7 protein-coding genes are annotated in these 13,768 nt (G+C 66.8%); 2 read left to right on the plus strand and 5 right to left on the minus strand.

Annotated elements, in window-relative coordinates; genetic code table 11:
• Nucleotides 1–314: 314 nt before the first annotated feature.
• Nucleotides 315–2,054, plus strand: coding sequence for an AMP-binding protein (locus MJO58_RS08785; protein ID WP_239722611.1), 1,740 nt, complete (start codon nt 315–317; stop codon nt 2,052–2,054).
• Nucleotides 2,051–8,572 carry a sulfolipid-1 biosynthesis phthioceranic/hydroxyphthioceranic acid synthase gene (gene pks2 / locus MJO58_RS08790; protein WP_239722612.1) on the plus strand — a complete coding sequence of 2,174 codons (6,522 nt, stop codon included), beginning with the start codon at nt 2,051–2,053 and terminating at the stop codon, nt 8,570–8,572. The genes MJO58_RS08785 and pks2 overlap by 4 nt, the downstream gene beginning before the upstream one ends.
• A 28-nt stretch (nt 8,573–8,600) precedes the next feature.
• Here pks2 and MJO58_RS08795 read toward each other — a convergent pair whose 3' ends face one another.
• The 5 genes from MJO58_RS08795 to MJO58_RS08815 are packed head-to-tail and all read right to left on the minus strand — an operon-like array spanning nt 8,601 to nt 13,760.
• Nucleotides 8,601–9,854, minus strand: a complete 1,254-nt coding sequence (locus MJO58_RS08795; protein WP_239722613.1) for a saccharopine dehydrogenase family protein — start codon at nt 9,852–9,854, stop codon at nt 8,601–8,603.
• On the minus strand, nt 9,851–11,107 hold the full coding sequence (locus MJO58_RS08800) for a phthiocerol/phthiodiolone dimycocerosyl transferase family protein (RefSeq protein ID WP_090601137.1): 1,257 nt from the start codon (nt 11,105–11,107) through the stop codon (nt 9,851–9,853). The genes MJO58_RS08795 and MJO58_RS08800 overlap by 4 nt, the downstream gene beginning before the upstream one ends.
• Nucleotides 11,108–11,119: 12 nt before the next feature.
• Nucleotides 11,120–11,953 (minus strand): ABC transporter permease, encoded by an 834-nt coding sequence (locus MJO58_RS08805; RefSeq protein WP_239722614.1) that lies wholly within the window; start codon nt 11,951–11,953, stop codon nt 11,120–11,122.
• Entirely contained in the window at nt 11,950–12,726 is a 777-nt protein-coding gene (locus tag MJO58_RS08810) for an ABC transporter permease (RefSeq protein WP_090608667.1), read from the minus strand. Before MJO58_RS08810 ends, MJO58_RS08805 begins: the two co-directional genes overlap by 4 nt.
• Before the next feature lie 44 nt (nt 12,727–12,770).
• A complete protein-coding gene (locus MJO58_RS08815) occupies nt 12,771–13,760 on the minus strand; it encodes an ATP-binding cassette domain-containing protein (protein ID WP_090601139.1) in 990 nt (329 codons plus the stop codon).
• Nucleotides 13,761–13,768: the final 8 nt, after the last annotated feature.

Consider the following 13,768-nt stretch of genomic DNA (forward strand, 5'->3'; position numbering starts at 1 on the left):
CAGACTGGATCGTCGCTGAACCGCGCGGCGGTACACTTCGTCGAACAGAGGGTGGAACAGAGGGTGGAGCCCATCGTCGGAGTGCACGTCGGCGCGGTCGCACCAGGCATGCGCTCGCGGGTCGGCGTTGCCGCCGCTGACGATGCCGCGGATACCCGCCGCACCTTTGAAGTCTTCTCATCCAGGGTGGTGCTGCACAGATAGAAGTTCGTATCGGTTAGTGGCATGGGGTGGTGCCGCGAAAAACCGGGCCGCGGCATCCCGTGGGGGGCGTGATGCGCACCAATATTTTGAAGAATCAGAAGGGTAGCGTTATGTCCGTCATCGAGTCCTCCATCCCGGCAGTGCTGAGCGAAAATGCTCGCCGGCAGCCCAATGACACGGCATTCACATTCATCGACTACGACGTGGACCCTAAAGGCTTCGCAGAAAGCTTGACCTGGTCGCAGCTGCACCGACGCGCCTTGACGGTCGCCGCGGAGCTGCGGCGCTGCGGGACGACCGGCGATCGGGTGGCGATATTGGCTCCGCAGAGCCTCGACTACGTCGTCGGTTTCCTTGGGGCGTTACAGGCCGGCTTCATCGCGGTTCCGCTGTCTGTCCCGCAATTCGGCGCCCACGATAGCCGCATTTCGTCGGCCCTACAGGATTGCACCCCCGCCGCAATTATCACGACCTCCGCCGCCGTTGACGGGGTCGTCAAATATGCGGAGTCGCATGGCGGATCGGCGGCGCCGACGGTCCTTGAAATCGACTCGCTCGACTATTACTCGGCCGGCGAATTGACGGCCGAATACGAGCCTGCGAAGGAAGCGTATCTGCAGTACACGTCGGGGTCGACGGGCCAGCCGGCCGGTGTCGTGATCACTCACGAGAACGTGGTGACGAATTGCCGGCAGCTCGAGTCGGGCTTGTTCGACCTGTCCGGGCCGCCGGAAACGCTGGTGTCGTGGCTGCCCTTCTATCACGACATGGGGCTCATCCAGGGGATCTGTTTCCCCACCGTGTGGGGACGGCCCGCGGTGTTGACGAGTCCGATCGCATTCCTGATCGAGCCGGCCCGGTGGATGCGGCTGCTGGCGAGCCATCCCCGGCCGTTTTCCGGAGGACCGAACTTCGCGTTCGATCTCGCGGTGCGCCGAATTTCGGACGACGACATGGCCGGGCTCGACCTGAGTGGCGTGGTGGGTCTGGCCAATGGCAGTGAGCGGGTGCAGCCGGCATCGATCACGCGCTTCATGGAGCGTTTCTCCCGATACGGCCTCCCCGAGACGGCCATCCGGCCGTCCTATGGTCTCGCCGAGGCGACGCTGTACGTGGCCAGCGCGAAGACGGGGCAAGCGCCCAAATCCGTGCGCTTTCAGTACGAGCAGTTGTCGGGCGGGCGGGCCACACCGTGCACCGAGGAGCAGGGCGGCAGCGATCTGATCAGCTACGGCGCCATGAAGTCACCGCTGGTGCGCATCGTCAACCCCGACACCAAGACCGAGACGGCGCCCGGTGTCATCGGAGAAATCTGGGCGCACGGCCGCAACATCGGCAACGGGTACTGGCGCAATCCGGAGCGGACCAAGCGCACGTTCGGTGCCCGGATCGCCAACCCCTCCGCGGGCACACCCGAGGGTCCCTGGCTGCGGACCGGTGACTTGGGGTTCATCTGCGAGGGCGAACTGTTCATCATGGGCCGGCTCAAGGATCTGCTCATCGTGGACGGCCGTAATCACTACCCGGACGACATCGAATCGACGATCGGGCAGATCACCAAGGGCCGCGTGGCGGCGATTTCGGTTGCCAACGACACCACCGAGCAGCTTGTCGCCATCGCGGAGGTCAAGAGCAAGGCCGGCTCCGACGAGGACGCTCAGCAGAAACTCCGCTCGATCAGGCGCGACGTCGCCGCCGCGATTTCCAGCGCACACGGTGTGCGTATCGCCGATCTCGTGCTGGTGGCGCCCGGTTCGCTTCCGCTCACGACGAGCGGCAAGGTGCGCCGATCGACGTGTGTCGAGACCTACCGGCTCGAGGAGTTTGAGCGTTTGGACGTTCCGGCGTGACGTCGGCCGGTCCTGATGAGGCCGGGGGGCTAAAGCGCTGGTTGATCGACTATCTCGTTAACGAGATCGGTTGTGATCGTGAAGATGTCGGCCTCGACGTGGCGTTCAACGACCTGGGGGTGGGCTCGCGCGATGCGGTCGTACTCTCGGGTGAGTTGGCGACATTGGCCGGCCGGGCGGTCTCGCCGCTGGATTTTTGGCAGCACCCGACGATCAACGAATTGGTGCAGTTTCTGACCACACCCGAGTCGGAGTCCCAGGCGCAAGCCGACTCGGCGGATCGTGGGTGGGCCGACGAGCCGATCGCCGTGATCGGGTTGGGATGTCGTTTTCCCGGGGACATTTCAGGACCGGATGCGTACTGGCGCTTCCTTTGTGAGGGTCGTTCCTCGGTAGCCGAGGTGCCGGCGGACCGATGGTTGCCGTTCGACGACGGCTCACCGGAGATCACGAGGGCGCTGGCCGGCACCACTCGGTGGGCTTCGGTGTTGACCGACGTCGACGGTTTCGACGCGGAGTTCTTCGAGATATCCCCGCATGAAGCGACCGCGATGGATCCGCAGCAGCGGTTGTTGCTGGAGGTGGCCTGGGAAGCGTTGGAGCATGCCGGGATTCCCGCGGAATCACTGCGTCGTTCCCAGACCGGGGTTTTCGCCGGCGCGTGTGCGACCGACTACGGGTATCTGGCCGGAACGGATCTGTCTCGTGTCGACGCGTGGAGCAACATCGGCGGCGCATTGAGCATCATCGCGAACCGGCTGTCGTATTTTCTGGATCTTCGCGGCCCGTCGGTGTCGGTGGACACGGCCTGTTCGTCGTCGCTGGTGGCTGTGCACCTGGGATGTCAGAGCCTGCGTACCGGGGATTGCGATCTGGCCATCGCCGCGGGAGTGAACCTGCTGTTGTCGCCGGCCATCTTCCGCAGCTTCGACGGAGCCGAAGCGTTGTCGCCGACGGGGCAGTGCAAATCCTTCGACGCGGACGCGGACGGATTCGTCCGCGGCGAAGGCTGCGGCGCGGTGATACTCAAGCGACTCAGCGACGCCGTGCGCGACGGGGATCGGGTGCTGGCGGTGCTGCGCGGATCAGCGGTCAATCAGGATGGCCGATCGAATGGGCTGATGGCGCCGAACCCGGCTGCGCAGATGGCGGTGCTGCGCGCGGCGTGTGCCAACGCCGGCGTCGCACCGCACCAGGTCGATTACGTCGAGACCCATGGAACCGGAACGCTTTTGGGCGATCCTATCGAGGCGCGCGCGCTGGGTACGGTGCTGGGCCGCGGGCGCACCGAAGACGGTCCGCTGCTGATCGGCGCCGTCAAATCGAACATGGGTCACCTGGAGGGCGCGGCCGGAATCGCCGGCCTCATCAAGGCGGTGCTGGCGGTACACCGCGGGCATATCCCGCCCAACCTGAACTACCAGACCCCTAACCCGCATATTCCGTTCGACGAGATGCGGCTGAAAGTCGTTGCCGAGCCTACGGATTGGCCGGACACCGGGTTGCCGCGACGGGCGGGGGTGTCGTCGTTCGGCTTCGGCGGCACCAATGCCCACGTGGTGATCGAACAGGCCCCCGAGACGGATCCCGTTGCGTCGCAACCAGGCCCGGCGGTGAGCACGCTGGTGCTGTCGGGCAAGTCGACCGAGCGGGTGAGTTCGCTGGCGTCGGCGTTGGCTGACTGGATGGACGGTGACGGCGCGGACGTGGCATTGCCCGATGTCGCGCACACGCTCAATCACCACCGGTCCCGGCACCCCGTGTTCGCCACCGTGTGCGCGCGCGATCGCAAGCATGCGATTGTCGGCTTGCGTGCGCTGGCCGACGGCACGCCGGCCGACGGCGTGGTGGCCCCGCACCAGGCAGCGTCGCGGCCCGGCACGGTGTTCGTGTATTCCGGTCAGGGCTCGCAGTGGGCGGGGATGGGCCGCCAGTTGCTGGCCGACGAGCCGGTGTTCGCCGCGGCGGTCGCCGAGTTGGAGCCGATATTCGTTGCACACGCCGGGTTTTCGCTGCAGCGGGTGTTGGCCGACGGCCAGCCGGTCACCGGAATCGAGCGGATTCAGCCGCTGTTGGTGGGTGTGCAACTGGCGCTGACGGCATTGTGGCGCTCGTATGGCGTCGAGCCGGACGCGGTGATCGGGCATTCGATGGGCGAGGTCACCGCGGCAGTGGTGGCCGGCGCGTTGAGCGTTTCCGATGGCTTGCGAGTGATCTGCACCCGGTCGCGATTGATGGCGCGGCTGTCCGGTCAGGGGGCGATGGCGCTGGTGGAGTCCGACGCCGCGGCCATCGAGGCGCTGCTGGCCGATTACCCGCAGGTGAGCCTCGCGGTGTACGCCTCGCCCGGCCAGACGGTGATCGCCGGTCCGCCCGATCAGGTCGACGCGGTGATGGCCGTCGTGGCCGACGGCGACCGGCTGGCCCGGCGCATCGAGGTCGACGTGGCCTCCCATCACCACATCATCGAGCCGATCCTGCCCGAATTGCGTTCTGAGCTAGCCGATTTGGCCCCAGATACGCCGACCATCCCGGTGATCAGCACCACCACCGGCCCCGCCGACGACACGCCGGCGTTCGACGCCGACCACTGGGCGGCCAACCTGCGTAACCCGGTTCGGTTCAGCCAGGCCATCGCTCATGCGGGTAGCCAAGCCGTTGGGTCCCATGCCACCTTCATCGAAATCAGCCCACACCCCTTGCTCGCCCACGGCATTAACGACACCCTCGGCGCCGGTGACTACCGGATCGTCAGCACCCTGGCGCGCGACGCCGACGACACCCTCACTTTCCACACCAACCTCAACGCGAGCCACACCGACCATCCGCCCCGGACTCCGCACCCGCCCGAACCGCACCCGGCCCTGCCGTCGGCGCCCTGGCACCACACCCGCCACTGGATCGGCGCCGCGGAGCATCGTGCGCAGTTGCCGGCGCGCGACTCCGAGACCGCTGGTGGCCGAACCGTTTCGGTGCATCCCTTGTTGGGTGCGCACGTGCGGCTGCTGGAAGAGCCCGAGCGACACGTCTGGCAGGGCGAAGTCGGCACCACGGCACAGCCGTGGCTCGTAGACCACCAGGTGCACGGCGTGCCGGCCCTGCCCGGAGCCGCCTACTGCGAGATGGCCCTCGCGGCGGCGCGCGCGACGCTGGGTGACGCGTCGGAGGTCCGCGACATCCGATTCGAACGGATGCTGCTGCTCGATGATGAGACGGCGCTGAATGCCGAGGCGTCGGTCCAGGCGCCCGGCGTGGTGTCGTTCGAGGTGCAAACCGACGAGGAGGGCGAGTACACGCGGCGCGCCGCGGCAACCTTGCAGGCCATCGACGAGCTGGGCCAACCACCGGTACACGATGTCGCCGCGCTGCTCGCCGCCCATCCGAACCGGGTCGACGGAACGCAGTTGCGGGAATGGTTCGACAACCGCGGAGTCCGGTTCGGCCCCGCGTTCGCCGGCCTGGCGGCCGCGCGCACCGGCACCGCGGCGACCGGCACGGTGCTGGCCGAAGTCGCGGGTCCCGAGCAGGTTCACTTGCAGCACAGCGCTTTTCGGGTGCATCCGGCGGTGCTCGACGCGTGCTTCCAGTCGATCGCGGCTCATGCACACGATATCGCCGACGGCGGTCTGCTATTGCCGCTGGGTGTCCGCCGGCTGCGCAGTTACGGGTCGCTGCGCGGCGCCCGTTACTGCCTGAGTCGGGTGACCGAGGCGAATCAGATCGGAATGGAAGCCGATCTCGACGTGTTCGACGAGAACGGGACCGTGTTGCTGATCGTGCGCGGGCTGAGCGTGGGCAGCGACGTCTCCGAGAGCGGGGCGCGCCAGCGAGTGCTGGCCGAGCGCCTGCTGGCGATCGACTGGGAGCCGCGCGACCTGCCCGCCGCCGAGAGCGCTGACGCCGGGAGCTGGCTGTTGCTGGCCGACGACGACGACCCGTTGGCCGCCGAGCTCGCCGATGTGCTGAAAAGCGAAGGCGCCCAGTGCGAAATCGCCGGACAGCTCGCCGTGCCGATGGGCGATGTCGCAGGTGTGGTGGTCCTGGCCGGGCCGCAGACCGCCTTCGATGAGCAGTCCCCGGCCCGCGGCTGCGAACAGGTGCGACGGCTGGTGCGGATCGCCCGCACGCTCGACGAAGCCTCCGACGAGCCGGCCCGGCTGTACGTCGTGACCCGCAACGCCCAGACCGTGCTGCCCGATGACCAGCCCAACCTGGACCAGGCGGGCCTGCGCGGGTTGATGCGAGTGATTTCCGCCGAAGACGCCGAACTGCGGGCGACCCAGATCGATATCGATCACGGAACCGACGCCGCGCAGTTGGCGCGCCAGCTGCTGGCCGGATCGGACGAGGACGAAACCGCCTGGCGCGGCGGACAGTGGTACACCGCCCGGCTGCGCTGCGCCCCGTTACGGCCCGACGAGCGGCAAACCGCCATCGCGAACCATCAGCTCGACGGCATGCGCCTGGAGATCCGCACTCCCGGTGACCTGGCCGGCCTGGAACTCGTTGCGTTCGAACGCGCCGCACCGGGACCTGGGCAGATCGAGGTCGCGGTCACCGCGTCCAGCCTCAACTTCGCCGACGTGCTGATCGCCATGGGCCGATTCCCCAGCGTCGACGGGCGTCAACCGCGCCTCGGTATGGACTTCGCGGGCGTGGTGACCGCGGTCGGGCCTGACGTCACCGGCCATCAGGTCGGTGACCGGGTCGGCGGCGTATCCGAAAACGGCTGTTGGGCAACGTTCGTCACCTGTGACGCCGAACTTGCCGTGACACTTCCGCCCAGTCTGGACGCTGAGCAGGCCGTCGCGGCCACGACCGCGTACGCCACCGCCTGGTATGGCCTGCAGGAGATGGCCAGGATCAAGCCGGGGGAGCGGGTGCTGATCCACTCGGCGACCGGCGGAGTGGGCCGGGCCGCAATCGCGATAGCGCGGTTGGTCGGGGCGGAGATCTTTGCCACGGCGGGCAGCCCGCAGCGGCGTGCCCTGTTGCACGACATGGGTATCGAGCATGTCTACGACTCGCGCAGCACCGAATTCGCCGACCTGATCCGACGCGACACCGACGGCTACGGCGTCGACGTCGTGCTCAACTCGGTCACCGGTGCCGCCCAGCGCGCCGGCTTCGAACTGCTGGCTATCGGTGGACGGTTCGTCGAGATCGGCAAGCGCGACGTCTACGGCGACACCCGGCTGGGCCAATATCCGTTCCGCCGCAACCTCACGTTCCACTACCTCGACCTCGCGCTGATGGCGGCCAGCCACCCCCGGCAAGTGGGGGATCTGTTGCGGACGGTGTACCGACTCGTCGGAGACGGTGGGTTGCCGCCGCTCGAGCACACCGCCTATCCACTTGACCAGGCGGCCACGGCAATTCGCGTGATGGGTGCGGCCGAGCACAACGGCAAACTCGTCCTGTCCGTCCCGCGTGACGGGCACAGTACGGTGCTGGTACCCCCGGAGCGGGCCACCGTGTTCCGCGGTGATGGTGCCTACATCATCACCGGTGGACTGGGCGGGCTCGGGCTGTATCTGGCCACCGAGATGGCCAAGGCGGGCTGCGGCCGGATCGTGCTGACCGCGAGGGCCAACCCAACTCCCAAAGCGCGCCGGGCCATTGACCGGATCCGCGCCGGCGGGGCCGACGTCGTCGTGGAGTCCGGCAACATGGCCGAGGCCGACACCGCGGCCCGGGTGGTGGCCGCGGCCACGGCCACCGGGCTTCCGCTGCGTGGGGTGCTGCATGCCGCGGCGGTGGTGGTGGACGCCACGTTGGCCAACATCACCGACGAGGTGATCGACCGTGATTGGGCGCCAAAGGTTTACGGCGCATGGAACCTGCACCGCGCCACGGTGGGCCAGCCACTGGACTGGTTCTGCTGTTTCTCCTCCGCGGCAGCACTACTGGGCACGCCAGGACAGGGTGCCTACGCGGCAGCCAACAGCTGGGTGGATGCCTTCACGTTGTGGCGGCGCCGCCAGGGCTTGGCGTCGCTGGCGATCGCGTGGGGCGCATGGGGAGAGGTCGGGCGCGCCACGCACCTGGCCGAGGGCGGGCGTACCACCATGATCGCCCCCGACGAAGGCGCGCGGACATTCGAAGAACTCCTGCGCTATAACCGTGGCCACACGGGGTATATCCCGATGACCGGGTCGTCCTGGCTGGCCGATTTGGTGGCGCGCAGCCCGTTCGCCGAAGCCTTCCAGCACGCGGGAGCGCACCCGGCCGGCGAGACCACGTTGCGCACCGAACTACGATCACTACCACAGGACGAATGGCCCACCCGGCTTCGGCGGCTGATCACCGAGCAGACCGGTCTGATCCTGCGTCGCACGGTCGACCCAGACCGCCCGTTCGTCGAACACGGCCTGGACTCGCTGGGCAATCTGGAGCTGCGGACGCGCATCGAGGCCGAGATCGGAATCCGCGTCACGCCGAAGGCGATTGCCACCCACAACACGGCCCAGGCATTGAGCGTCCATCTGGCCGAGACGCTGGTGGCGGAGAAAACGTAGCGGCAGAACCGAGCTACCCGAACGGGTTTCAGGCCAACCGGGTCGTCTTGATGGACACGCCCGCGGCCGGCAGACGCGCCAGCAGTGCGTCGCCCATCGCCGCGGCGGGGGTGAGCACCCCCCGCAACCCGGACAGCCGATCGCGATCGAGCGCGAGCGCCAGGCCGCTCTCGCCGAGCATGACCGAGGTCGCGTGGTACGCGTCGGTGTGCTGTGCGTACGTCGCCAGGTAGCGGGCCCCGGTCGTGGTGGTGGCGTACGTCTCCATCCTGAAATGACCACGTCGCTGCGAGGCGTCACTCGGACCGGCGCCCGGCTTGGGCAGCACCCGCTGGACCCATCGTCGCGGCAATCGGTGCGAATGCCGATTCGCCAACCGGAAGGCGCCCGCCAGGGCGCCCGTGACCGTCCTGGCGGCGGCCGGAGCCACAAACGACTTTCCCAGACTCATCGCTTCCGAATAGCGAAACCGCCGGCCATACTTCCATTCCTGTAATGCATTGCTGCGGCGGACAATTCGGGTGTTGTGCGAGGCCAGAATGAACCCGCCGGCCCAGAAGCCGGCCAGCTCGGGGGCGATGTCACACCCGCGGCGGCAGGTAAAGTCCGGCTGCGGACCGATTTCGGGTTCGGCTGCGCGGTCTGTCGTCAGCGTGTACGGGTCATCGAGGAGCCGACGGGCTTCCGGGTCGCTGGATGCGGTGCGCATCGTTCCCAGTAGCGACGCCACCGTGCCGCCGGAGGCCCCGAATTGGGAGAAGGACCGCAACACCATGGTCGTGTCGCAGAGCTCCCCGGCTGCGTCTTCGCGCGCCTTCCGGTACAGCTGGTAGACGTTGAGATCCGAAGGGATCGAGTCGAATCCGCACGACAGCACGATTCGGGCGCCGGTGTCGACGGCCTGCTTGTGGTACTGGTCGATGGCGTTGCGCGCGAACATCAGCTCGCCGGTCAGGTCGGCGTAGTCCGTTCCGGCCGCGGCGCAGGCACCCACCAAAGGCAGGCCGTAGTGCGCGTAGGGGCCGACGGTCGTCAGCACCACTCGCGTCCGGGCGGTCAGCGCGGCCAGCGTCGAGGGCTGCGACGCGTGGGCGACGATCACCGGCCAATCCGCTGCCTCGGGGCCCAGTGTCTGCCGCACCGCCTGCAGGCGTTCACTGCTTCGGCCGGCCAGGGCGATGCGTGCCGGGGATCCGCATCGCGCGAGGTATTCGGCGGTCAGCTTGCCGGAAAAGCCGGTGGCCCCGTACAAGACGATGTCGAACTCACGCTCGGTGGTCACTCCATCACCCAGCTGTCCTCGGCGGGAGCAGCGCACAACAGCGAATGGACTTCCTTCAGGGACTCCTGGTGGCCCGGCAGGTTGCAGTGGCGCTCGATGTACAGCTGACCCGCGAAGGTCCAGCAACTGTAGAGATCGACCGGCGCGTGGGCCGCGAAGTGGAATTCGCCGCCGACATCGGTGATTTCGATGCCTTCAGGCGTGCGCAAGCCGGGGATGGAGCCAACGTCCGTGCACATCACGAACGGGGGCAGTCCGGGCAGGCTGCCTTCGTACTGCAGGCTGAAGTGCAGCGACGACTGCTGAATCAGGCCTTCGGACAGGTCAGCGCGAAACGCCTCCACGATGTCGCCGGCCAACCCGACGAGATCGGTATCGGGTCCGATTTCGGCCAGATAACTCGCCAACCCCAGCGGCATCGTGCCTTCGGTCGCACCGACCGGGGGCGTCAGGTGATAGCGCAGGTCGACCGGATAGAAGTAAGGAATCGGGATGTGTGGGGTATTGCGGATTTCCCATTCGGCCAGCAGCAGCGCCGCGGCCACCAGGGAGTTGAGGCTGAGCTGATTGTCACGGCCCAACTCCACCAACTCCGATGTCTCCTGCTCGGTGAAGCGGACTCGTGCCACCGGAATGTGTTGCATCAGATCGGAACTCGATACGATGGCTGGCTTCTCGACGGCCGGCAGGTCGTAGGCGAAGGCCGCCGGGAAAAGACGTTCCAGTCCCGAACGCTCCTGCTTGGCCACGCCGCGCTGTTCGAGCAGCGCCTCGAGTGATTCGGGTGCGGGCTGCGGGGTCACCGGACCGGCATCGCCGGTTTCCACCACGTTGGTATAGCGGGACAGCAGCTCTTCAAACAGAGCGAAGACATGATGCCCGTCGGCCAGCGCGTGGTGTGCATACAAGGTCAGGTCGCTTTGTTGGCTGCCGATTTGCAGCCGAAGATTCAGCAGGGACTGGTTCTGGTCGAGGCGCATGCCGGCGAGCGCAGCATCCGACGTGTGCTCATCGACGATCCACAGTCCCGGATGCATGACGTCTTCGGCGACGATCTGATGCCGGCCGTCGTCGGCCTGCTCGAGGTGGCCGGCCCAGATGGGGTGCATCTGCAGGAGCGCATCGAAAGCATCTGCCATTGCGTCGATATCGACGTCACCAGTGAGCTGTATCTTCAGCCCGAAGAAGGTCTCATTGGCCGCGAACACTTCTTCGCTGTGCGCGAGCTTGCGGATCACGGATCCGGAAAACACTGCTGACTTCCCCTATCTGCGTGTGCTGGCCCGTCGATAGCCCAGCAGCGTTGGTGCGACGCAGACCGCGGTGATGCCGGCGACCCACAGCAATGTCTGGACCATCGGCGACCGCACCGGCCCGCCCAGCGCCAGTGCGCGCATCGTGTCGGTCGCGCAGCTGATCGGCTGGTGGGCAACCACCGGCTGGATCCACTTGGGAAATTGGTCTACGGGCAGGAACCCGGTCGAGAACAGGATCGCGAGTAGGTGCACCAGCGTAATCGCCTCGAGGAGAAAGTTCTTCGACGCGTACCAGGCAATCGATATGATCAGGGTCGCGAAGGCGAGTCCGAACAGCACCGGGATGCTCAGCCACACCAAGGTGGGCAGGATGCCCTGTTTGAAGCGGAAACCCAGCACCATCCCCGCGACCAACACGATCCCCGTCGTGACGACGATCCGGACCATCTCCGCGAGGATCCGCGAACAGACGCCCGACGCGCGGTGCACGGGCACCACCCACAGCCGGCGCAACAGGCCCTCGTCGCGCTCGACGATAAGGCCGATCGCACCGACCGCAGACCCGTTGACCGCCGCGGCGAGCACGTTCATCGGAACCGTGTTGAACAGCGCGTCGTACCCGGCGACTTGGGTAACCGCATGGCCCAGAACAATATTCATGGTGATCAGGAACAGCACGGGCAACACGGTGACCATGATGATCGCGGTGACGTCGCGTGACCACTTGATCAGTATCCGCCGTGTCTGCACCAGGGTTTGCGGGACCAGCACGCGGGCCGAATTCTCGTGCACGCGCGGCGCGGCGGCGGGACGGGCGGTTTCCTCGTATACCAGAGTCATCATGCCCGCTTCGACAAGACGATGACCGATACCGGAACCAGCAGCGCGGCCAATCCGCACAACCACGCCAGCGTCGGCGCCAGCACGGACCAGGTAAGCGACGTGTGAAACGGTGCGACGTCGGCGGCGGCGCCATGCAGGCTGTCCACCAACGCGGAGATCGGCTGGTTGCGAACGAAGGGCTGGACCCAACGGGGGAACTGCTCCACCGGTTGAACACCGACCGACAGCAGCCCAAAGATCAACGGCGGCAACGTCAGCATGGGAGCCATCGCCTCGGGATTACGGGATCCGGTGCCCAACAGGTCCGCCGCGAACGAGAGCACCGCCCCGAAGACGAGCACTAACAGGCAGAAGGCAACGGTGTCAACGGCCGATCCGCGAAAGCGAAATCCTATGGTGTAACCGCAGATTAGGGCCACCGTCAGGGACACCGTGCACCGGTAGAGGGCGGCGGCGATGCGGGCGGCCACCGGGGTAAACGGTGGGATCGGCATGGATCGGAACCGGCGGTTGACGCCCTGCACCGAGTCCGTCGCCGCCCGAAACGCAGTTGACATGGCGGCAAATGTGATGGCCTCCAAAGCGATCAGTGGCATCAAGTACTGCGCATAGCTGCTGGCCACACCCCTGGTGACGTTGCCCATGATCTGGTGTAGCGGGATGTAGAAGCCGGCGGTGAACACCACCGAGACCGCGATGGTGATGGCGAGCTCACCGTTGCGCACGGTGGGCGCGATGAAGCGGGTGGTGAGCACCCACCACTGGGTCCCCATCGAGGGGTGGGGACGCGCCCGGGATCCCGCGAAGCCGGCGGCGGTCACCTGATCGCCTCGGCAATGGATTTGGCGGGATCTGTTGTCAATGCCAGGAATACGTCGTCCAACGATGGGCGGCGCAGCGCAACATCGGCAACGGCGATGTCGGCGGCGGCGAGCCGTCCCACGGCCTCGACGAGGGTGTTGGCGCCGTCGGGGGCCGGCATGGCGATCCGGTCGGACTCGGTTTTCAGGGTGGCCCGGTTCTGCTGCGCCAACAGCGAGCCGAGGATCTCGGCGATCACCGGCAGATCGTGCAAGTCGCGCGGAACGACCTCAAGGTAACTGCCGCCCGTGCGGGCCTTGAGCTCGTCGGCCGTTCCCTCGGCGATGATCCGTCCGTGGTCGATGACGATGATGCGATCGGCCAGCGCATCGGCTTCCTCGAGATATTGCGTGGTCAACAGCGTGGCGATGCCGCGGCCCTTGAAATTGCTGACCAGATCCCAAATGCCTTGCCTGCTGCGGGGATCCAGGCCGGTGGTCGGCTCGTCCAAGAAGACCACCTGCGGCGGGACCACCAGGCCGCAGGCAATGTCGATCCGTCGCCGCATCCCGCCCGAGTATGTTTTGACGCGCCGATCGCCGGCATACACCAGATCGAATTCCTCGATCAGTTCCTTGGCGCGGCTGCGCGCGGCGGCCTTCTTCAACCCGTAGAGACGACCGAACATGAAGAGGTTTTCCAGGCCGGTCAGCGTGTCGTCGATCGCGACCTGTTGTCCGGTAAGCATGATCGACCGGCGCACACCGGCCGGCTCGGACACCACGTCATAGCCGGCGACCAGCGCGCGGCCCTCGTCGGGGCGGCTCAGGGTCGACAAGATGTCGACCAGCGTGGTCTTGCCCGCTCCGTTGGGCCCGAGCAGGCCGAGCACCTCACCACGGGCGACTTCGAAGCTGACCTCGTGCAAGGCCACGAAATCACCGAAGGTCTTGCGCACCTTGTCGACGACGACAGCCTTGTCAAAGTCGCGATCTACGTTGTTCATCGGGCCCC

This window comes from Mycobacterium lentiflavum (genome assembly GCF_022374895.2).
Lineage (GTDB): Bacteria > Actinomycetota > Actinomycetes > Mycobacteriales > Mycobacteriaceae > Mycobacterium > Mycobacterium lentiflavum.